Below are 20291 nucleotides of genomic sequence, written 5' to 3' on the forward strand. Positions count from 1 at the left end.
GTCTTTGATCACCGTCAAATCACCCTGGCTTTTGTCATTCGAGTTTCCCCGGACTGGCGATTGACTTGGGACAAGGCCCCAACTGCCGGACCATGCGAACATTTCCTCTCTATCGAGGAGGAAAGCCGTCATGACATCGGGATATTGCGTCCGCCTGCTCCACTTGGACGATGCGCTGATCGCCTACAGCCTAATTCAGGTGGCGGCTCCGTGCTTTTCTGCCGACGATTGGGCGCAAGTGGTGGCGAACGCCGATCGGTGGACGCTCGTCTCGTTAAAGGATCCGGCAGGCTATGTGCGTGGGCTGGCCGCCTACCGGATCGGCGCGCATCCGATCGCCGGACGATTGATGGACGTTCCGATCTTCGCGGTGGCGAGCGTCATTGACGACATGACCATCACGGACCTCCTGTTCACCTCGCTTCGAAGGCGATCGGCGGGATGCGACTACATGCGGTTCTGGGCGCAGTTTCCAGGTGATTTCTCAGAGATGGAAAGTGAAGACCGATTTCGTCGGTGGGATCATGGCCTGATGTTCAGGATCGACCGGAAGCCGTCTCCGGCCTTGCTGTGAAGAGATATCCGACGCCACGAACAGACTTGATCAGGCTTGGATTTGCCGCATCCGTCTCTATCTTGCGCCGCAGCCTGACGATCAGTGCGTCGATGGTGCGGTCGAAGCCGTCGCGGCCACGCTTGTGCGTCAAGTCCATCAGCATGTCACGCGTCATGACACGCCCTGCATGGGTGGCGAATACATGCAGCATGTCGAACTCCCCCGTAGACATCGCCACTTCGTCCCCGGCCGGGTTCGTCACCGCTCTCCGTTCCACGTCAAGCCGCCATCCAGCGAAAAAGAGCACGCCTGCTTCCGGGGGTGCGGCTTCGTTGGAAACTGTGCGTCTCCGCAGGACCGTCCTCACGCGGGCGAGCACCTCCCGGAGATGGAATGGCTTGCCAATGTAGTCGTCCGCGCCGACCTCCAGACCGACGACGCGGTCCATGACATCGTCGCGGCCGGACAGCATGATGATGGGAACGTCCGACCCTGAACGGATTTCCCTTGCGAGCTGGAGCCCGTCGCAGTCTCCCGGCATGACGAGGTCAAGCAGAACGGCGTCGAATTTCGCCCCCGCCATTCTGGCGCGCATCTGCGAGCTGCTGCCTGCCACGTCGACGTCGAATCCCTCCTCGCCGAGATATTGCGCGAGCATTCTTTGGATCCGGACATCGTCGTCCACGACAAGTATGCGGGTCCGTCTGACAATTCCGCTCGTCATTCAGCATTCTTCGCTTGTTACGGATTGTTACACAATCGCACCAAGTCTTACGCTTCTCGCATTCCGGTGTCATCAGCGTTCGGTCAAATCCAGGCCACGCAACGGCAGATGGAGCCACGACATGCAAGCGGTATCAAACATCCATTCACTCGAACGGCCACTGTCGCATGGAATGATCGACTTCGCCCCGCTGTTCATGCGCCAGACCGTCGAGACTGCCCAGTCGGGAACCACGATCTTCTTTGAGGGCGACGCCGCCCGGCACGTGTTTCGCATCGTGCGCGGGAACGTCCGCATATGCCGGTTCCTTCCCGACGGCCGCCGCCTCATCATCGGTTTTCTTGGTGCAGGCGACCTGGTCGGACTATCATTTCGCAACCGCTACATGTTTGCAGGCGAAGCCATCGATGAGGTGGCCTTCACCCGGATGAACAAGCGGACGCTGGAAGAGGAACTGCAACTCGTGCCCGATTTCCGGCTTCAGCTCCTGTCGCAACTTCGCGACGAAATCTCCGCAGCGCAGGACCACATGCTCCTGCTGTCGCACAAGAACGCCGAGCAACGCGTCTGCACCTTCCTGCTGCATCGGCTGGAACGGAGCGAGGGACGGGACGGCCGGACGATCAGTCTGCCGATGGTCCGCGCCGATATCGCCGACCATCTCGGCCTGACGATCGAGACCGTGTCGAGGACGCTTACCAAGCTGGTCGCCAAAGGCATACTATTGCCTGCGGACAAGCATCAGTTCAAAGTTGCGAGCCGGTTGGCACTGGCCCGCACCGCCGACGAAGACCCGGACGACCTGTTCGAGGACGTAGACGCAGGAGCACGCTGTGGTGGAACACGCTACCAGTGAGACAGACCTGGACCGGATCGTGCGCATGTTCGACGGCTCCAATCTGATCGTCCACGGCTTCGATGGCGTCATCCAGCGCTGGACCTCGGGCTGCGAGCAGCTCTACGGGTGGTCCGCGTCGGAGGCCGTGGGAAAGGTGGTTCACGATCTTCTGGACACGCAATTCCCGGCGGACGTGGAGGAGCTTCGGACCGAAGTGCGTAACAACGGGTCCTGGACCGGACAGGTGGGGCACCGGCGAAAGGACGGTGCCAGACTCACGATCGTGACGCGGTGGACCGTTCTCGAACTTGGGGATCCGGACACGCTCATCGTCCAGTCCAACAACGACGTGACCCTCAAGCAGCAGGTCGAGGACGAGCTGCGGGAGCGGCAGGCACACCTCCAGTCCATCCTGGCCACGGTCCCCGACGCAATGATCGTGATAGACGACAAGGGTTGCATCGCCTCGTTCAGCACCGCGGCGGAAAAGCTGTTTGGATACTCCGCGCACGAGGCCATCGGGCAGAACGTCTCGATGCTGATGCCGTCTCCGGACAGGGAGGCGCACGACGGATATCTGGATTCATACATTCAGACCGGACGCCGCCGGATCATCGGCTACGGGCGCGTGGTTGTCGGCCTCAGGAAGAACGGGACCACCTTTCCGATGGAGCTCTCGGTCGGCGAGGCGGTTGCCAGCGGCAAGCGGACGTTCACGGGCTTCGTCAGGGATCTGACGAGCCGCCACCGCATCGAAGCCGAGCTGCGGCAGTCACAAAAAATGGAGGCGGTCGGACAGTTGACCGGAGGGCTCGCGCACGATTTCAACAATCTGCTCGCCGTCATCAGCGGCAATCTCGAAATGCTGGAGGCCCGTCTTGCCGAACCGGGGCACTTGTCCCTGTTGCGGGAGGCGCAGTCCGCGGCCGACGACGGCGCCAGACTGACCTCGCAGCTTCTGGCATTCGGAAGGCGGCAGGCCCTCGCACCAAAAGAGCTGGACGTCGGCGCCCTGCTTGGAGAGTTTTCAGACCTCGTCCAGCGAACGCTCGGCGATTCCGTCGAGCTCCGGACGATCATTCCTGGACGGCGGCTGAGCGCAATGGCAGACAAGGCGCAGCTTCAAAGCGCGCTTCTCAACCTTTCGATCAACGCCAGGGACGCGATGCCTGCCGGGGGCCGTCTGACGATCGAGATATCCGGCGTCGAGATCGACGCCGACTACGTCGGGATGTACCCGGCGATCCGCCCCGGCAGATACGTCCTCATTTCGGTCACCGATACGGGCACCGGAATGACATCCGAGGTGATGGAGAGAGCTTTCGAACCGTTCTTCACCACGAAACCGACGGGCTCGGGAACGGGGCTTGGGCTTAGCATGGTCTACGGTTTCGCAAAGCAATCCGCAGGGCACCTGCAGCTCTACAGCGAACCTGGCGAGGGGACGACTGTGCGCCTCTTCCTTCCTCGCGCCGATGGTGGAAGGGATTCCCATCCGGACGAGCAGCAGGTCAAGGACGCCCCCTCTCCTGGCACCGAAACCATCCTGGTGGTCGAAGACGACGCGAGAGTTCGCCGAGTGACGATCAGCCGTCTGCAGACGCTTGGCTACTCGGTGATCGAAGCCACGAACGGGATCGACGCGTTGAAGGAGCTGGAGGCGCGGCACGACGTTGCATTGCTGTTTTCAGACGTCGCCATGCCCGGCATGAACGGCGACGAACTGGCCCGCAAGGTTCGCGAGCGCTGGCCGAGGGTAAAAATCCTTCTCACGTCCGGCTTTTCGGAACCCCATGCTGCGGAGAAGGAGATCGAAGCAGGCGCCGGCTGGCTAAAGAAGCCGTACACGGCGTCGGAGATGTCGACCCGCCTCAGGCTGTTGCTTGACGCGAGGCATGATGGCCATTCTGCTTGACGGCGGGATTCCAATTCGGCGAAACGGGTCTCATTCGCGCTGTCGCTGTTGGTATACGCAACGTCGACCACGGTATCCGTCCTGGCGACAGATCCAGCTAACATCCCCGATCGGCCTTTCTGGACAACAAGCTTTTCCTGACGCTCGCGACGGAGGCTCAGCATCGGCAAGTGCAGAATTTCGTTTCGAAGACGAGAGTGACGCGGCAGTCGGGTAAAGCCGAATAGACCGTCTGATCTTCAATCACGGGATTGGTAGCGTATGCGAGGGCGCTCGCAACGGCGCCCTCGCCGCTGAGCGGGCGGAGCGGCTAACGTCCAGCCGCTCCCAATAATTCGATCACCCGACCGTCAGCCGGTCGTCGAGAGTGCTGATCCCCGGAGCAGACCATGCAGCGCGCTCCGCTGCCTGCCGTTCTGACCAGGTCTTCACCTTGCCGGAGAGTGTGACCTTCCTGCCTTGGACGTCGATTCTGATTGCACCGGCCTCCAGAGCGGCGTCGCGCTGGAAAGCATCCTCGATGCGTTTCTTGACGTCCACCGCCGTAATATGCGGCTTCAGCTCCACTAGGTTGGACACCCCTACCACGCCAGCGAGATCGCGCACGGCGTCGTAGGCTGCGTTCTTTTGATATTGCCACTCGACCTCGCCCCGCAGGGTGATCCACCCCTTGAGAACCCGCACCTGGACCGAATCCTTTGGCACGGAGACGTTCCAGTCGAGCATCTTGACAGCCCGACGGGCGATGTCGTCGTCGTCCGTTTCCTTCGGGCCGAAAATCTGGACCTCGATGTCGGCGGCTATTCCGCGCACGCCCTTGACGCGACTGGCCACCCGCTCGGCGGCTTCCTTCTCCGCGTAGGTACGCACGTGACCGGTCAGGGTTACAATCCCGCTGTGAACCGCGACGCCGATGCCAGCCGCGTCGATGCTGGGCTCGAATTCCATTTCGTCGAGAATACTCTGTCTGAGATGAATGTCGTTCATGACAACCTCCTTCAGGTTTGCGACGTGCCGATGGTGCCAGCGCCGCAGAATTTCGTCGTTGATCTTCATCAACCACGAGAGCGACCTTGCGATCTCATCGGACCGAACACCGTCTGCGAGGTCGCTACTGGGTCTGGACGTCGGCGGCCACGAACAGGCGGTGGCCGTTCCTCACGACCGTGACGAGCGCGCGGGCATGCTCCTTCAAGAGTATTGCGAGCAGTTGCCCGACGTCGGTCACCGGCTGCTGGTCGACAGCGACGATAACGTCGTCTGGCTGCAGGCCGGCCTGTGCCGCGACCGAACCCTCGGCGACGACGACGACGCGCGCGCCGAGACCGTCGGGGGAGTTCGCCATCTCGACGTCGGCGAGAGGGCCACGGGAGATATGGATGGTACGAGGAGCGGCCGGTTCGGCAACCGGTGCGGCGGATACCTCAGGAAAGGCCTCTATCCTTCGGCTGGCGCGATCAATCTGGAAGGACGGCTTGGACTCCAATGGTAGCGATCCCACAAGCCTGCGTACGTCGGACGCGCCGCGCACCGTCCTTCCGTCGACCATTCGGACGACGTCGCCCGGCTGAATTCCTACATTGGCCGCCGGCGAACCGGGCCGGACTTCGCTGACGAGCGCCCCCGGCCCTTCATCGACGCCGAACGCTTTTGCAAGACCGGGCGTCAGGTCCTGCGTGACCAGTCCCACCTCGCCGCGTACCAGCTTGCCGGTCAGGATGAGCTGCCGCATCACGATACCGACAGTCTCGGCGGGCACAGCAAAACCAATGCCGATGCTTCCGCCGGCCGGCCCGATGATCGCGCTGTTGATCCCGACGACGACACCGTTCTCGCTTACAAGCGCGCCGCCCGAGTTGCCGGGATTGGTCGACGCGTCCGTCTGAATGAATCCTTCGTACCCCTCCGATCCCACGGCGCGGCGTCCCAGCGCGCTGACGATGCCCATCGTGGCGGTCTGGCCCAGCCCGAAGGGATTCCCGATCGCGACCACGACGTCGCCGACATGGAGCGAGGACGCGCTTCCAAAATCGGCCTGAACAAGATGATCGGGTGGAATTTGAACGACGGCGACATCCGTTTCGGGATCGGCGCCGACGAGTTTCGCTTTGAAGCGTCGGCCATCGGAGAGCGCCACCTCGATTTTTGAGGCGCTTGCGATGACATGCTGATTGGTGACGATGTAGCCGTGGACCTCGTCGATGACGACACCCGAGCCGGCCGATTGGAAGCCGTGCTCTGCCGGCGCGGCGTCGTCAGGTAGTCCGAAGAATTTTCTGTAGAAGGGATCGGCGAGCGTCGCATCCGCGTCGTCGAGTTCCTTGCCCTGCACCGAGATGCTGACGACGCTCGGCACGACACGCTGGAGCATCGGCGCGAGCGACAGGCTGTCTGCAACGGCTGGAGCCGACAACAGGCTCTCACCTGCGATGAAGAGCGCCCCCAGGGCTAGCAACGAACGCGACATCTCTGATCTCCTCGCGGAAGCGCCGCCGGTTGTCGACGGACGTCTTGACGAAGAAGCTTCCGTTTTGCCCGATCGATCCGCATTGATCCTCGTCAACGAGGATGGCGGCTATGGCACGATGATGGCTGCGCCGTTGATGCGGCCTGCCCGCAGGTCGTCGAGAGCCTCGTTTGCATGTTCAAGCGCGTAGACGATGGTGACGCATCTGACCTCGGCCGCCTTCGCGATCGAGAAGAATTCCGCCCCGTCGCTCCGCGTCAGGTTCGCCACCGAGACGACCCGCCGCTCTCCCCAGAGCAGACGGTAGGGCATGCTCGGGATGTCTGACATGTGGATGCCGCCGCAGACCACCGTTCCGCCCTTCCGCACTACGTCGAGCGCCATCGGCACGAGCTCGCCGGCCGGCGCGAAGATGATGGCGGCGTCGAGCGGCACCGGCGGCGGTTCACCGGAGAACCCGGCCCAGACGGCGCCAAGATCAAGCGCGAACTTCCGCCCAGCCTCGTCTCCTGGACGCACGAACGCATAGACGCTCTGGCCCCGATGCTTGCACACCTGCACGAGGATGTGGGCGGCCGCGCCGAACCCATAGATGCCGATCGTCCTCCCCTCGCCCGCCATCTTCAAGGATCGCCACCCGATGAGGCCAGCGCAGAGAAGAGGCGCGGTCGCCACCGGGTCCGTATCGTCAGGCAGTTCGAACGCGTAGCCCGCCTCGACGACCGCGTGCGTCGCGAAGCCGCCGTCGATCGTGTAGCCGGTGAAGCCGGGAGCGTCGCAAAGATTCTCGCGACCCTCTCGGCAATATGCGCAGTGGCCGCAGGTGTGGCCCAGCCAGGGTACCCCGACTTTTCGACCGATAAGACGACGAGGAACGCCCTCGCCCGCTGCGATCACGGTTCCCACAATCTCATGCCCCGGAACGAGGGGAAGCTTTGGCTGGGGAAGGTCTCCGTCGCAGACGTGAAGGTCCGTCCGGCAGACGCCGCAGGCCTCCACCTTGACGACGACGTGGCCGGGCGACGCTGGCGGGTCCGGCCGCTCCACGAGACGGAGCGGCCGCCCCACCTGTTCGAGTACCATCGCCCTCACGCTTCCCTCCACCGGCATGTGCCACGCTCTAATCGTATCACCACCTTCCCGATCTTGGCTTGATCCCGGTCAAACATCCGGATTGATGCTCGTCAAAGACGGAACGCGTTGGAGCAGATAGGCTTCTGGACACAGCGCCACGACCTCATCCAAAGGAGACGGACATGCGCGAACAAGAAAAGACCCGCAAGGCAGCAACCGACATAGCCACGACCGTTCCTCCAGTCGAGCGAACGTCCGCAGACCTTGTTCTCGAACGTCGGGACGAGGATCGCTGGGAGGTGACGGCGGCCACGCCGCGGGGCCAGGCGTGGGCGAGAGACCATTTCTGCTGCGCGCTCCGGCAATCCTTCGCTGGCACCATGTGTCTCGACATCATGAGCGCCGATCGGCTTCTCAAGGAAGCGCATGGCGATGGACTGACCACCGAGTTCGTCAGCCTGTCTGGAAAGGACATATACTGACATGTTCGCCACAGTCGTCTGCGCCATCGGCCGAGGATCCCGGCAACGCATGCTCCAGCTGGTCGAAACGGCCCGCGCGCAGCTCGCGCCCAACGGAAGCCTCCACCTCGTTCACGCGCTGGAGGGTCTGCCCTCGTCGGCTACGCCGGACGTTTGGCCGGTCGAGGTGATGGCCGCCGCCGAGGCCAGACTTTCGGAAGCGTTGCGGTCGACCGGCACTCCTGCTTCGATACACGTCCGCGCGGGAAACCCGCCTCAGGTCATCGTCGCCATCGCGAAGGAGATCGCCGCCGATCTCGTCTTGATCGCCTCTCACCGGGACGACGTGCTCGACCGGGTCTTCGGCTCAGTCGTGGACCATGTCGTGCAGCGCGCACCATGCTCCGTGCTCGTCTTGCGAACGACCCGGTGAGCCGCGCGCTTCAAACAACCGTCTTCGCTTCAGCCTCCCGGACCTGACCGGCGGCGGCGTCTCGATACAGTTCGGCGGCGTGCGACAACGTTCGTGACCCGGCCTCGCACAGCCGCGCCACCTCCCTGGGATACTCCTCCAGCTCGCTCTCAACGTAGTCCGAAAGGACCTCGACCGCATCACTGTTGTCGATACTACAGACAAGTCGAGCCAGGAAATCGAAGTATCGGAGCCCCCGTCGCGCGGCGGACGCCGTCAAATCCGTGGTGACCCTCACCGACGCGGCGCAGATCTCGTCTTGAAACAGGAACCCCGTGCGAACAATTGGCGCGAGGTTGGCATTGAGCGTGGCGCTGCGATGCAGGCTGGGGGGATATGGCATGTGGTGCTCCTTTTGTGGGATGTGGTCTCGACTCGAGCTTCGGCGTTCACTCCGTGCTGACTGCGCTCCGTCCCGACACGGCCGTGACGGCAATGCCGTAGAAGACGTGAGGAGAACCATCGAGCATTGGGACCTCGTGGGGCTTCATGGAGCCGATCTCCCACCAGTCCGAATACTTTTGGAGAAGCGACCACGCATGGAGCCTTTCGCTTCGTCGCGCGTCGCTGTCCGGAAACTCCTCGAACCGACCGTCGACGACGACGCTTTTCCAACCGCCGGCGGCAGGACGCTGCTCGACGTGAAGGCAGACCTTGTCGTTCCCCCGCATCCAGTCGAGCTTCTTGCCAGGCATGGTGAAGCTATAGGCGACGCCGCTGGAGAAGGCGAAGTAGATTGCCGCCACGTAGGGCTGGCCATCCTTGCAGCATGCGAGATGACCGAAGCGCTCGTTCTCAAGGATCCGGTAACACTCACCGGGGTTGATCTCCGTCAGCTTGATCGTCATGGCCGTGTTCTCCAGCTTTAGTGAAGGCACGATCATAAGAGCATCGTTGCGCCGAGGCTTTGACAAAGCGCAATGCAAACTCTCTCTGCGGGATGCATCATGACGGCTGTTTAACCTCAGGAGGCCAGCATGAAGCCGCAGTTCCATCTTCCGTTGTCGACCTATCCCGACGCGAGTTCCTTCGCCATAATCGACAATGCTATCGGCCTCGCTCGGCAGAATGACGCCCATCTCGTCGCCAGTATCCCGCAAGTCCGGATCCCCCAGGTCCATCCGCCCTTTCCCACCGTTATCGATGTCGAGACATGGCGGGGACAAGCAGAACGGTATAGCCGGGACAGCGGGACTTCGCTGCGGGAACACGTCGCCGACGCTATTTCGGAAACTGGCTTCGAGGTGCGAATTCACGGATTCGAGGTCAGGGAACCGTTCGTCTATGAACGCTTTTCTGAAATTGCCAAGTGCTACGACCTTTCCATCGTCGAAGCCTCGGAGCTCTCCCGACAACTCTCCGAAACACTGCTATTCGGAAGCGGCCGTCCGCTCGTGCTATTTCCAGCCACCAGCGTCTACTCTCGTGTGGACACGATCGCCGTCGCCTGGGACGGCAGCGCCACCGCAGCGCGCGCCCTTTCCTGCGCACGGGTCTTCATCGAACGCGCGATCAAGGTGCAGGTCATCTCGATCACCGACGACAAGGAGATCGACGAGGCGAACCGCGCCCTCCTGATCTCTTCTTTGAAGCATTCGGGACTCGACGTGGATGACGTATCGATCCAGGCATTCGGCGAGCCCGCGACGGCCGCCATTCAATCGGCCGCGCTGGAACGAAAAGCAGACCTATTGGTCGCGGGCGGATTTGGCCATTCGCGGCTTCGAGAATTCATCCTGGGCGGCGTCACTCGGGAACTGCTCGTCAAGGCCGAGCTACCAGTGCTTCTCGCCCATTAGAGGGCGCGAAGGGCGTTGAGAATGACCGCGACGTCGATGGCCTCCTGAAGCAATGCGCCGCCGACCGGCGGAAGGTATCCCGCTCCTGCGAACCCCATCGCGAGGAGCGAGAGACCTATGCCGGCATAGATGCTTTGAAGCGCGATCTTGCGCGAACGACGCGCAATGCCGATCGCCGTCGCTATCTTGGTGAGGTCGTCCCGGACGAGCACGATATCCGCGGCCTCCGCGGCCGCCGCAAGGTTCTCGACGCCTACCGCGATTCCTACATCGGCTGCTGCCAGCGCTGGCGCGTCGTTCACGCCGTCGCCGACCATCAGCACTTTCCCGTGGACGCGTTCCTTTTCGATGACTGCGACTTTGTCCGCGGGATCTAGCCTCGCCGCGACGTCGTCCAAGCCCAGCGCGCGAGCTATGGCTGTCGCGATAGCCAACTCGTCACCAGAAGCCAGGACTACTCGAGAGATTCCTGACGCCCGGAGCTGGGTGACGAGTTGGACAGCGTCTTCGCGAAGCCGGTCTTCGAGCGTGATCGTGCCAGCCGGCGTGCCGTCAAACAGTACCTTGACACGCATTGCGCTGCCTGACCCGTTCGCCCCGGACGGCGGCGCCTCTCCGAAATAGGCGTCTCCTCCGACGCCGACGCGCACCCCATCGACGATTCCGGAGATTCCGGATCCCGCGGTCTCGGTCACCTCCGATGGGCGGCTCAGTACCAACCCACGTCTATGCGCCTCGTCCACCAGCGCGCGTCCGACCACATGGCCCGACGCCTGGTCCAGCGAGGCGGCCAGCCGCAGGATCCTGTCCGGATGCTCCGGGCCCTCTATTACACCGACTTCCGGCTGTCCCGCGGTGAGCGTCCCCGTCTTGTCGAACACCGCTACTGTGGCCTGTGCGAGGGCCTCGAGAGGTCCCGCGCCCTTCACCAGAACGCCCTCCTTGGCGGCTTTCGAAGTGCCGGCCGCAAGTGCGACGGGTACCGCCAGGATCAACGGACAGGGCGTGGCGACGACAAGCACGGCCACGATCCGTGACATGTCTCCGGAAATGAATGCAGAGACTCCTGCGACCGCGATCGTGGCGACCAGGAACCAGACCGAGAACCGGTCGGCCAGGCGCATCAGTTTCGCCTTGGAACGTCTCGATGCTTCCACGAGCCTCACTATTCCGGCATAGGTGCTGTCCTCGGCCCGACTTAGAACGCGGATTTCGATCGCATCGCCCTCGTTCGTAGCGCCGCTCGAAATGTTGCCACCCATGACGATGCGCACCGGGAAAGGCTCTCCGGTCAGCACCGCCTGGTTGATCGTCGCGACTTGGCCGACGAGCGCCCCGTCGGCGGGTACGACGTCGCCCTTGCGTATCAGGAGCACGTCGCCGACCGCGACCGTCTCGATCGGAATTTCTTCGAAACCGTTTCCGGCAAGCCGCAGGGCCGTCCGCGGAACTTGCGCCAGCAAAGCCGACATGCCCTCGTCGGCGCGACGATGTGCGTATGCCTCCAGAAACTGACCGCCGGAATACATGAGACCGACGATGGCGCCGGCGAGATATTCGCCAAACCATAAAGAGGACCCCATGGCCAGGGCCGCGATCAGGTCCAGACCGTATTCCTCTTTCTGCAGCTTCTTGGCGATTTCCACGCAAAGAGACAGCAGACTCAGGCTGGTGCAGCCCGCCAGGATTAACCGATATCCAGGGCCGTGACCCGCGAGATAGAAGGCGAATGCGGCCGCAAGTGCAAGCAGCGACGACAGCACCAGAAGGCCCGACCGGGAGCCTCCTTCCCTCAGTCGCGACAGCCCGCCCTCAGGCCACGTCCACCTACCAGCCCACCAAGCCGCCGCTGTAGCCACCTCTCACCCTCCCATCAATCCAGAAGCCTCAGCGGAACGATTTTGCGCAATCGATGCAGAACGGTGTATAGGGGACCGCCGCGAGCCGCTCTTTGCCGATCGAGCGGTGGCATTTGACGCATCGCCCGTATGTGCCGTCGTTCAGCCGGTCGATCGCCGCGTCGATGGCCCCGATCTGGTCGCGCCCCTCGGCTTGCATCTCGCGAAGAACCTCATCGTTTTCAACCTGGGTCGCGCGCTCCTCGCTGTCCTTCTCGAGCGCGACGCAGAGGTCCGCATCGATCGCTCCGAGACGACGGACAAGGTCATCCTTCATCGTCTGCAACACGGCCTGTACTGAGCTTTTATTCATTTTAGTGCCTTCCAATCTTGCCTGATCAATGCGGGTCCACACGCGGCATCGTCGGGAACCAATCCAAGCGCAGCGTGTGGCCGCATAAAGCCGCGGTCCATAAATCGGCTCCAGCATATCTCAGTTCGATCGAAGCTCCTTGATCCCGGTCAATGCCTCGTGCGCGGGAGCACATAGGCTGTCGGGGGAGCCTTCAATGAAATCGTCGCGACAAGCCCGGAGCCCATGATGAATCTGACGGCGCAGACACCCGCCCCCACGACGCCTGCGGTGATCGGACTGACAAGCATCGAGGCCGAGGAACGCCTCGCCGAGCTTGGACCCAACACGCTGCCCGAGCCTGAGCCCCCATCGCCGCTGCGGGTCTTTCTCATCCAATTTCGCAATCCGATCATCTACATCCTCTTGCTGGCATCGGCGCTCTCGTTTGCGACCGGCAGAATCGAAGACGGCCTGTTCATTCTCGTCGTGCTTCTGATCAATGCCTCCATAGGCACCTACCAGGAGTATTCTGCGGATCGAGCGGCCGCCGCCCTTCGCAAGCTTGAGCAGCCGTCGGCCAGGGTCATACGGGACGGCGTGGCTTGCAGGATCGAGGCCAAGCGGCTGGTCGTGGGCGACCTCGTTCTTCTGGAATCCGGCGACCGAATCCCTGCCGATCTGATGCTTGTCGATGCAAGTGATCTCCGATGCGACGAGTCGCTTCTGACCGGCGAGTCGATGCCGGTCCCCAAAGGGCGAACCGTCGAAGGATCGTCGGATGAAACCGCCAGTTCCATGCTGCTCGCGGGTTCCTTGGCGACGCGCGGGCGAGCCAAGGGCGTCGTGACCGCTACGGGTACCGCGACGATGCTTGGCGGCATCGCCGCTGAGTTGGGAAGAGCCAATTCGTCGCAGCCCCCGCTTGTTGCCCGTCTGGCGAAGTTCACGAATGCGCTCGCGGTTTTCGTAGGATTGGCAGCTTTGGTGCTGGTCGTCGCGGGCTTCCTGCGGGGTCTCCCTCTGCACGATCTTGTCATGATGTCCGTAGGTCTGGCGGTGAGCGCTGTTCCCGAAGGGCTCCCGATCGCGATCTCCGTCGCGCTTGCCGTCAGCATGCGGCGGATGGCCGCCCGCAACGTCATCGTCCGAAGCATGCCGGCCGTTGAGGCCCTAGGTTCGACCACGATAATCGCCACGGATAAGACGGGTACCTTGACCAGCAACGTGCAGACGGTGACCGAAATTCGCCTGCCGGACGGCACGGACATCGCCCTGGACGCCCATGCAGATCTCGACAAGTGCGAGATCAGGGCGAGCGGCCTGGACAGCGACCTTGTCCGCGAGAGGGCGCGCAGGCTGCTACGCGCTGCATTACTCGCAAACGAAGGAACCCTGGCTCGCCGCGACGATCTCTGGGTCGCCGCCGGAGACACGGTCGACGTGGCGCTTCTTGCAGCAGGACGGAAGGCCGGGTTGGGACAGGAAGAGTTGAACGACCGATACCCGCTGGCGGCAAGGATCGCCTACGAGCCCGAGCACAAATACGCTGCATCCTTCCACCATGGCAGTGATCGGATTCATGTCTTCGTCAAGGGGGCGTCGGAGGTGCTCATAGAAATGTCTGATCGCATGGACTCCGCCGGAAACGCAGTCGAAATCGACCGTGCGTCGCTTTTGGCGCAGAAGGAAGAAATGGCCGCTCGAGGCCTCAGGGTGCTCGCGTTCGCCGAAGGGGAAATCAGCGCGTCCCTCGCCGGAAGCCTCGGACACGGTCACCTTGTCGATCTCGTGTTCTTGGGGCTGGCCGGACTGCAGGACCCGGTCCGGCCTGAAGTGCCGAACGCTATGAAAGACTGCCACGCGGCGGGCGTGGAGGTCGTGATGGTGACCGGGGACGACCCGCGGACTGCTGCCGCGATTGCCCGAGATGCCGGCCTGGGCTTTCACGCGGGCCAAGTCGTTTCGGGCCACGACATCGATGAAGCCGCTCGAGCGGGCGACCAACGGCTGGACGAAATTACGAGAGAGGCCCGCATCTACGCCCGCGTGCAGCCGGCGCAGAAATCGGCGATCGTCGCATCTCTGATCCGCAATGGCCACATCGTCGCCGTCACCGGAGACGGCGTGAACGACGGTCCGGCGTTGAAGAAGGCGCATGTCGGCGTCGCGATGGGACTCAGGGGAACGGAGGTGGCGAAGGAAAGCGCCGATCTTGTCGTCACGGACGACAACTTTGCATCCATCGTCGCGGGGATCTCAGAAGGCCGGGCGGCCTATCGCAACATCCGCAAGGTGGTGCTGATGTCGGTCGCAACGGGCGCCGCCGAGGTCCTGCTCTTCATGCTCGCGCTGCCGTTCGGCCTGCCCATGCCGCTCCTCCCTGTTCAGCTTCTATGGCTCAATCTCGTGACAAACGGCATCCAGGACGTCGCCCTTGCGGGCGGCAGGCCGGAAGGAGACGAACTGGCGGGGCCGCCACGTTCTCCGCTCGAACCTGTCCTCGACCGGACGATGATCCGGCGCGTCGTCCAATCGACGGTCGTGATCGGCGGAGCAGCGTTCCTGGCATTCCAGTGGATGATTGCGCATGGATATGGCGTTCCCGAAGCCCGCAACATAACGCTTCTCATCTTCGTGATGTTCGAGAACGTCCAGACCCTGGCATGCTCCTCCGAAAGACGATCGATATTCTCCGTCGATATCCTTCGGAACCGGTTCCTGCTCCTCAGCGTGCTCGCCGCCCAGACGATCCACATCTCGGCGATGTACGTGCCGTGGCTTAGCGGAACGCTCGGCCTGTCGCCAATCACGCCTCTTGAATGGGGCCTCAGCATGCTGATCGCTAGCTCCCTCGTTCTCGTGACCGAGGTCGACAAGTTCGTCTCCCGGCGACGCCGCGATCGTTCATCCCATGCTTGACGAAGATCAAAGAACGTCGCCGCAAGTGCCGTTATCCTCTCGATATTCAACAAGAGAGGTGATCGAAATGTCCATTCGCACGGTAATGAGCATCCTGACTTCCAAATATTTCGACGAAGACCTGAAGGCCGCCGTGGAGTTTTGCGGAGCCTCCGGAGCGCATCTCAGCGCGGTCGTGATCTGCATGGGCGCGTCGCCGATGATGGGAGAATACAACTCCTTATCCACCGTCTGGCTGGAAGAACGCCAGCGCGAAATCGAGGAACTCGTCAAGAAAGCCGAAGAGATCAAGGCGTATCTCTCGAGCACCGGACTGTCCTACGACGTGCAGGACGTCTATACGGAATATGCTTTTGCGCGGGAGGACGTTGCAGAACGGGCGCTCTACGCGGACGTCGTACTCGTCGGCCGCCAAGCCTGCAAGGACGAGGAACTCCAGAAACGGGTCATGGATGGCGCTCTGTTCCAGACGCCGACGCCGGTCATCATCAACCGTGGACGCCGGCCGCTCTCTTCAACTTCAAAATCGATCGTACTGGCATGGGATTCGAGCGACGAGGCGTCGCGTGCCGCAAGGCAGGCCCTCGACCTGTTGAAGACGGCGGACTGCGTCTACGTGACGATGGTCGATCCAGTCTCGCGAGAGCGGGTGAATGGAGAAGAACCAGGCGCCGACATCGCGAGCTTCCTCGCCCGTCACGGGGTCAAGGTTCAGGTGGATCGCGTGGCCAGCGGCGGAAACACGGCCGACGAGGTCCTGAGGCGACATGCGATGGATGTGAACGCCGACTTGATCGTCATGGGAGCATACAATCACCCTCGCTGGCAGCAGACGCTCTTCGGAGGCGTGACGCGCAACATGATCGAGCAAAGCAGCATGCCAATATTCATGGCGCATTGACGGGGGAGGACACGGCCGCGCTCATGCGCTGCCGTGCCGGAGTGGCGGCATTTCGCATTCACACGATGGGTACGACCATCTCCATCAGCGACGCCGCCGCTGGTCTCTACAAGATGGTCAACGTGTTGGTGTTGCAAGGGTCGCTCGCTCTTCATACGCAAGGGTCACTTCTGGCCGGAAGTCGCGGCTCGCCTGCTGTCGAGCCCTTCGCTTGGCGCCTTAGCCCGGCATCACCGTCCCCCAGTTCCGATACAAAATGTATGCGGCAACCACGAAGATGAGCGCTGCGAAGAGGCGGTTGAGGATGTTCTTGTAGGCGCTGAGCCGCGCAGCGAGCAACATGCCAAAAACGCCGCCGACAATGCCACCGCCAATAAACTCGGAGGCAAGCCACCAATCCACCAAGCCTGAACTGGCATAGTTCAAGGCCGTGGCCAGTCCGAACGCAGCGACGGAGAGGAGAGATGTGCCGATCGCGTTGATCATCGGCATGCCCGTCGCCAGCATGAGGCCGGGGACGATCAGGAAGCCCCCGCCGATGCCGAAGAAGCCGGATGCAACGCCGGCGGCGAGTGCCACGGCGGCGGTGGCAAGGCACATCTTAAGATCGATGGGCCGACATTCTGCCGATACTGGCTTCCTGGGCTTCAACATCAGGACGCCGACGACGAGCATGAGAATGCCGAACAGGAAAATCAGGCGATCTCCGTCCATCGCCTTGCCGAGACTGGAGCCGCCGAGGGCGCCGATGACGCCGAGCGCGGAGAAGACGGCCGCGCAGCGCCACCAGACGTGCGCCTTGATCGCGTGACTTGCGAAGTTCGCGAAGGCATTCACCGAGACCGCAAGCGCACCCGTTCCAATCGCGATGTGCGGCTGGGTCACGCCAACCACGTAGAGTAGTAGCGGCGTCGCCAGGATGGACCCGCCGCCGCCGAGCAGGCCGAGCATGAAGCCGACGATCCCGCCGGAGCCAACGGCCGCCAAAATGGAGGTGTTCACGTCCGCCTGCTCCATACTCTGTCAAACAAGGTCATCCCGACCAGCATGGCGATGACGAACAGGAACGTCTGGGGGAGGCCGACCGATAGGGATGCGACGGCCGGACCGGGACAGAAGCCACCGATCCCCCAGCCCAGGCCGAACAAGGCCGAACCCACGACCAGCGGAGCATCGATCCGACGGTTCGTCGGCACGTGGAAGCTGTCGTCGAAGGCGGGACGCTTCATCCGTTTCATCACCTGCACGCCGATAAAGGCGACGACGACGGCGCCGCCGAGAACGAAGGCAAGGCTCGGATCCCAGGCGCCGAACACGTTGAGGAAGCCTTGGATCCGGACCGGGTTCAGCATGCCGGAGAGGGACAGTCCGAAGCCGAAGACGATACCCGAGGCGAGAGCGGCCACGAATTTGTAGATGTTCCGGTTCACAGTCCGGGACCTCGCAGAATTGCGACGGCGATAACGCCAGCCGTCAGGAACGTGGCGACCGCCACCATCGACCGCGGCGACAGGCGGGCAAGCCCAACCACGCCATGGCCGCTGGTGCAGCCCGATCCCATGCGCGAGCCGAAGCCGACGAGCAGCCCCGCGACGATGATCAGCGGCCAGCCGACGGTGATCTGAACAGCCGGCCAGCCGCCGAACACGAACAGGTATGCGAGTGGCCCGAGCAGCAGCCCGAGCACGAACGCAAGATTGGTGGTCAGTCCCACGCCTTGGGCGAGACGCCCGACGATCCCGCTGATCCCGGCAATCCGGCCGTTGAGGAGCAGAAGCATGACGGCCGACACGCCGATCAGCATGCCCCCGACCAATGATGGCAAATACGCGTTCACTTGTCATCCTTTACGCAGAAAATGTCATAGAGGGCGGCGACCAGTTGCGCGGCCTTCTCTTCCGTCAGGCGGTAGAAGATCTGTTTCCCCTCCCGCCGGGTTTCGACGATCCCGGAGCCACGCAGTACCGTCAGGTGCTGCGACAGATGCGGCTGGTGGAGGTCGAGCTTCGCTTCAAGCCCGCCGACCGAATACTCGCCTTCCACCAGGGTACAGACGATCATCAGGCGCGCCGGATGGGACAGCGTCTTCAGGAGGTTCGCTACCTCTCCGGCCCGGCTGGCCATCTCGGCGGGGGAAAGCCCCGCCCTCCTCATCGCATTTAGATCGGTGGTCATTCCCATGCTGCTCCCTGTAATGCATCGAGCGGAAATTTGAGGTAGCGCTGGCCGTTGGCTTCCGGCTCCGGCAGGCGCCCGCCGCGGATGTTCACCTGCAGGGCATGCAGGATGAGCTTCGGCATCGGCAGCGTCTTGTCGCGCTTCGTCCTGAGCGCCACGAATTCTTCTTCCGTCACGCCAGCAAGATGCGGGTTGAACTTCTTCTGATCGGCCACCGTGCTTTCCCAGCGAGGTGCCCGACCGTCTGGCTGGTAGTCGTGGCCGGTAAAGATCCGCGTCTCATCCGGGAGCGCGAGGATGTCCTGGATCGACTTCCACAGGACGCGGGCGTCACCGCCGGGGAAATCGGCGCGTGCCGTACCGCTGTCGGGCATGAAGAGCGTGTCGTGCACGAAGGCAGCGTCGCCGATCAAAAAGGTGATGGAGGCGAGCGTATGTCCAGGAGAGAACAGCACCTTGGCATCGATCGAGCCGACCTTGAAGGTCTCGCCATGGGCAAACAGCCGGTCCCATTGCGAGCCGTCGGTGGCAAGCCCAGGCCAGTTGTAGATGCCCTTCCACAGCTTCTGGACGTCCACGACGCGCTCGCCGATCGCCATTTGTGCGCCGGTCTTCGATTGCAGATAATGGGCGGCGGAGAAGTGGTCGGCGTGCGGGTGGGTGTCGAGGATCCACTCGACCGTCAGCCCGTTGTCGTGGACGTAGTCGAGGATCGCGTCGGCATTGATGGTCGCCGTCGCACCGGCCCTCTCATCGAAGTCTAGCACCGGGTCAATGATGGCGCACTTGCGGGTCGCGGGATCGGACACCACGTACTGGACGCTCCAGGTTCGTTTATCGAAGAAGCCCTCCACCTGTGGACGGCGCTCGGCCTGCTTCTCAAGCCAGCGTGCCGCGGCGCTGGTGTCGAAGCCGCGGCTGCGTCCGAACGCGACGACCTCGTCGGCAGATATGCGGCCGTCAAGAACCTCTCCGATGAGGTACAGGTTCAGCGACCGAGCACCGGTCTTGCAGTGGGCGAACGCAGGCCCTTCGGATTCGTCGAGCGCGCGTTGAAACGCACGTATGTCCGCCTCAGTGATCGTGCCGGCCGTGACCGGGATGAACGCATAGGTCAGGCCGCGGTGCATCGCTTCCTGACTTTCCGCTTGCGTGCCCGGCTGTGAGGGATCCTCGTCGTCCGGTCGGTTGTTGATGAGGGTCTTGAAACCTTTGTCGCGGAGCGACTGGATGTCCTCAATACTCGGCTGCGGCGAGACGGAAAGCTTCTCGGATATCGTTGTAATGGGCATGACTGGCTCCGGGTGAATTTTCATTATATATTCTCATATAATATATATCGACGTTTCATCAAGGCCGGGCGCGGAACTTTGTGCTTGCCCTGTGGTTGCCGCGAAGAGGAGGACGCATCATGGCCACGACAGCAAACCGAGTCAGCGCGCAGACATCAAACGAGATCAACCGACGCCTGCGCTGGCAGATGGAGGATCGGCTCGCCTACTACGAGGCTCATTCCGACCAGATCGAATCCAGGCTGGCGGAACTGGACCGGGAGTGGGACATCGAACGAACGCTCGAGGCGAACGCCTGGACATTGGCATTCACGGGAACTGTTCTGGCGGCCACGGTGGACAGCCGGCCATCGTGACGGGCTTGCTGTTACAGCAAGCCGTCCAAGGAGGCACCCTCGCTGCCGATCCTGCGCAGGCTGGCCAGCCGCCGATCACGGAGCCGTCTCCGCACTTCGGGCGTGCCGACCTTGCGTTTGGGCGATGTCACGTTGCTTCATCAACG

General features: G+C 62.6%; 22 protein-coding genes. 9 read left to right on the forward strand and 13 right to left on the reverse strand.

From position 1 onward, the window contains the following. Nucleotides 1–130 precede the first annotated feature (130 nt). Nucleotides 131–574, forward strand: a complete 444-nt coding sequence (locus A6U98_RS34335; RefSeq protein WP_018246470.1) for a hypothetical protein — start codon at nt 131–133, stop codon at nt 572–574. Here the strand turns inward: A6U98_RS34335 and A6U98_RS34340 are convergent. After that, complete coding sequence (locus A6U98_RS34340; protein WP_018246469.1) at nt 537–1280, reverse strand: response regulator transcription factor; 744 nt, start codon at nt 1278–1280, stop codon at nt 537–539. The two genes, A6U98_RS34335 and A6U98_RS34340, sit on opposite strands and share 38 nt — an antisense overlap. Nucleotides 1281–1452: 172 nt before the next feature. Here A6U98_RS34340 and A6U98_RS34345 point away from each other — a divergent pair, with 172 nt between their 5' ends. Together A6U98_RS34345 and A6U98_RS34350 are read left to right on the forward strand one after the other, a co-directional pair. After that, the gene (locus A6U98_RS34345; RefSeq protein WP_245304604.1) at nt 1453–2136 is read left to right on the forward strand and encodes a helix-turn-helix domain-containing protein; all 684 of its coding nucleotides are present in this window, start codon (nt 1453–1455) and stop codon (nt 2134–2136) included. After that, entirely contained in the window at nt 2114–4033 is a 1920-nt protein-coding gene (locus A6U98_RS34350) for a PAS domain-containing sensor histidine kinase (RefSeq protein WP_064655673.1), read from the forward strand. Before A6U98_RS34345 ends, A6U98_RS34350 begins: the two co-directional genes overlap by 23 nt. 339 nt (nt 4034–4372) lie before the next feature. Here the strand turns inward: A6U98_RS34350 and A6U98_RS34355 are convergent, their stop codons facing one another. The 3 genes from A6U98_RS34355 to A6U98_RS34365 form a co-directional block, all read right to left on the reverse strand. Beyond that, on the reverse strand, nt 4373–5020 hold the full coding sequence (locus A6U98_RS34355) for a BON domain-containing protein (RefSeq protein WP_064655840.1): 648 nt from the start codon (nt 5018–5020) through the stop codon (nt 4373–4375). Between the two features lie 124 nt (nt 5021–5144). Further along, the gene (locus tag A6U98_RS34360) at nt 5145–6500 is read right to left on the reverse strand and encodes a trypsin-like peptidase domain-containing protein (RefSeq protein ID WP_064655674.1); all 1356 of its coding nucleotides are present in this window, start codon (nt 6498–6500) and stop codon (nt 5145–5147) included. A gap of 108 nt (nt 6501–6608) precedes the next feature. After that, a complete protein-coding gene (locus A6U98_RS34365; RefSeq protein ID WP_064655841.1) occupies nt 6609–7592 on the reverse strand; it encodes a zinc-dependent alcohol dehydrogenase family protein in 984 nt (327 codons plus the stop codon). Nucleotides 7593–7756: 164 nt separating this feature from the next. On the opposite strand from A6U98_RS34365, the gene A6U98_RS34370 reads away from it, so the two are divergent. Next, nucleotides 7757–8056: a hypothetical protein gene (locus tag A6U98_RS34370; protein ID WP_064655675.1), complete on the forward strand. Its 300-nt coding sequence runs from the start codon at nt 7757–7759 to the stop codon at nt 8054–8056. Between the two features lies 1 nt (nt 8057). Further along, nucleotides 8058–8468 (forward strand): universal stress protein, encoded by a 411-nt coding sequence (locus A6U98_RS34375; RefSeq protein WP_064655676.1) that lies wholly within the window; start codon nt 8058–8060, stop codon nt 8466–8468. Between the two features lie 10 nt (nt 8469–8478). On the opposite strand, the gene A6U98_RS34380 is transcribed toward A6U98_RS34375, so the two are convergent. Together A6U98_RS34380 and A6U98_RS34385 are read right to left on the reverse strand one after the other, a co-directional pair. Then, nucleotides 8479–8850 carry a hypothetical protein gene (locus A6U98_RS34380; RefSeq protein ID WP_064655677.1) on the reverse strand — a complete coding sequence of 124 codons (372 nt, stop codon included), beginning with the start codon at nt 8848–8850 and terminating at the stop codon, nt 8479–8481. 46 nt (nt 8851–8896) lie between these two features. Then, nucleotides 8897–9355 (reverse strand): pyridoxamine 5'-phosphate oxidase family protein, encoded by a 459-nt coding sequence (locus A6U98_RS34385; RefSeq protein WP_064655678.1) that lies wholly within the window; start codon nt 9353–9355, stop codon nt 8897–8899. A gap of 129 nt (nt 9356–9484) precedes the next feature. Here A6U98_RS34385 and A6U98_RS34390 point away from each other — a divergent pair, with 129 nt between their 5' ends. Continuing rightward, the gene (locus A6U98_RS34390; RefSeq protein WP_064655679.1) at nt 9485–10306 is read left to right on the forward strand and encodes a universal stress protein; all 822 of its coding nucleotides are present in this window, start codon (nt 9485–9487) and stop codon (nt 10304–10306) included. Here A6U98_RS34390 and A6U98_RS34395 read toward each other — a convergent pair. Next, nucleotides 10303–12165 carry a heavy metal translocating P-type ATPase gene (locus A6U98_RS34395; RefSeq protein WP_064655680.1) on the reverse strand — a complete coding sequence of 621 codons (1863 nt, stop codon included), beginning with the start codon at nt 12163–12165 and terminating at the stop codon, nt 10303–10305. The genes A6U98_RS34390 and A6U98_RS34395 overlap by 4 nt on opposite strands. A 28-nt stretch (nt 12166–12193) precedes the next feature. Then, nucleotides 12194–12517: a TraR/DksA family transcriptional regulator gene (locus tag A6U98_RS34400; RefSeq protein WP_064655681.1), complete on the reverse strand. Its 324-nt coding sequence runs from the start codon at nt 12515–12517 to the stop codon at nt 12194–12196. 225 nt (nt 12518–12742) lie between these two features. Here A6U98_RS34400 and A6U98_RS34405 point away from each other — a divergent pair, with 225 nt between their 5' ends. Continuing rightward, complete coding sequence (locus A6U98_RS34405) at nt 12743–15418, forward strand: HAD-IC family P-type ATPase (RefSeq protein WP_064655682.1); 2676 nt, start codon at nt 12743–12745, stop codon at nt 15416–15418. 67 nt (nt 15419–15485) lie between these two features. After that, nucleotides 15486–16319, forward strand: a complete 834-nt coding sequence (locus A6U98_RS34410; RefSeq protein WP_064655683.1) for a universal stress protein — start codon at nt 15486–15488, stop codon at nt 16317–16319. 219 nt (nt 16320–16538) lie between these two features. Here A6U98_RS34410 and A6U98_RS34415 read toward each other — a convergent pair whose 3' ends face one another. The 5 genes from A6U98_RS34415 to blh are packed head-to-tail and all read right to left on the reverse strand — an operon-like array spanning nt 16539 to nt 19789. Then, complete coding sequence (locus A6U98_RS34415) at nt 16539–17336, reverse strand: sulfite exporter TauE/SafE family protein (protein ID WP_064655684.1); 798 nt, start codon at nt 17334–17336, stop codon at nt 16539–16541. Then, nucleotides 17318–17749 (reverse strand): YeeE/YedE family protein, encoded by a 432-nt coding sequence (locus A6U98_RS34420; protein ID WP_064655685.1) that lies wholly within the window; start codon nt 17747–17749, stop codon nt 17318–17320. The genes A6U98_RS34415 and A6U98_RS34420 overlap by 19 nt, the downstream gene beginning before the upstream one ends. Further along, complete coding sequence (locus A6U98_RS34425; RefSeq protein WP_064655686.1) at nt 17746–18156, reverse strand: YeeE/YedE family protein; 411 nt, start codon at nt 18154–18156, stop codon at nt 17746–17748. Before A6U98_RS34425 ends, A6U98_RS34420 begins: the two co-directional genes overlap by 4 nt. Beyond that, a complete protein-coding gene (gene bigR / locus A6U98_RS34430; RefSeq protein WP_156667928.1) occupies nt 18153–18500 on the reverse strand; it encodes a sulfite-sensing transcriptional repressor BigR in 348 nt (115 codons plus the stop codon). The genes A6U98_RS34425 and bigR overlap by 4 nt, the downstream gene beginning before the upstream one ends. Next, nucleotides 18491–19789 carry a bifunctional sulfur transferase/dioxygenase Blh gene (blh, locus tag A6U98_RS34435; RefSeq protein WP_064655842.1) on the reverse strand — a complete coding sequence of 433 codons (1299 nt, stop codon included), beginning with the start codon at nt 19787–19789 and terminating at the stop codon, nt 18491–18493. The genes bigR and blh overlap by 10 nt, the downstream gene beginning before the upstream one ends. Before the next feature lie 119 nt (nt 19790–19908). Between blh and A6U98_RS34440 the strand changes: the two genes are divergently transcribed. Further along, nucleotides 19909–20145 (forward strand): hypothetical protein, encoded by a 237-nt coding sequence (locus tag A6U98_RS34440; protein ID WP_064655688.1) that lies wholly within the window; start codon nt 19909–19911, stop codon nt 20143–20145. The last annotated feature ends 146 nt before the right edge of the window (nt 20146–20291 follow it).

This window comes from Rhizobium sp. WYCCWR10014 (assembly GCF_001657485.1).
Lineage (GTDB): Bacteria > Pseudomonadota > Alphaproteobacteria > Rhizobiales > Rhizobiaceae > Rhizobium.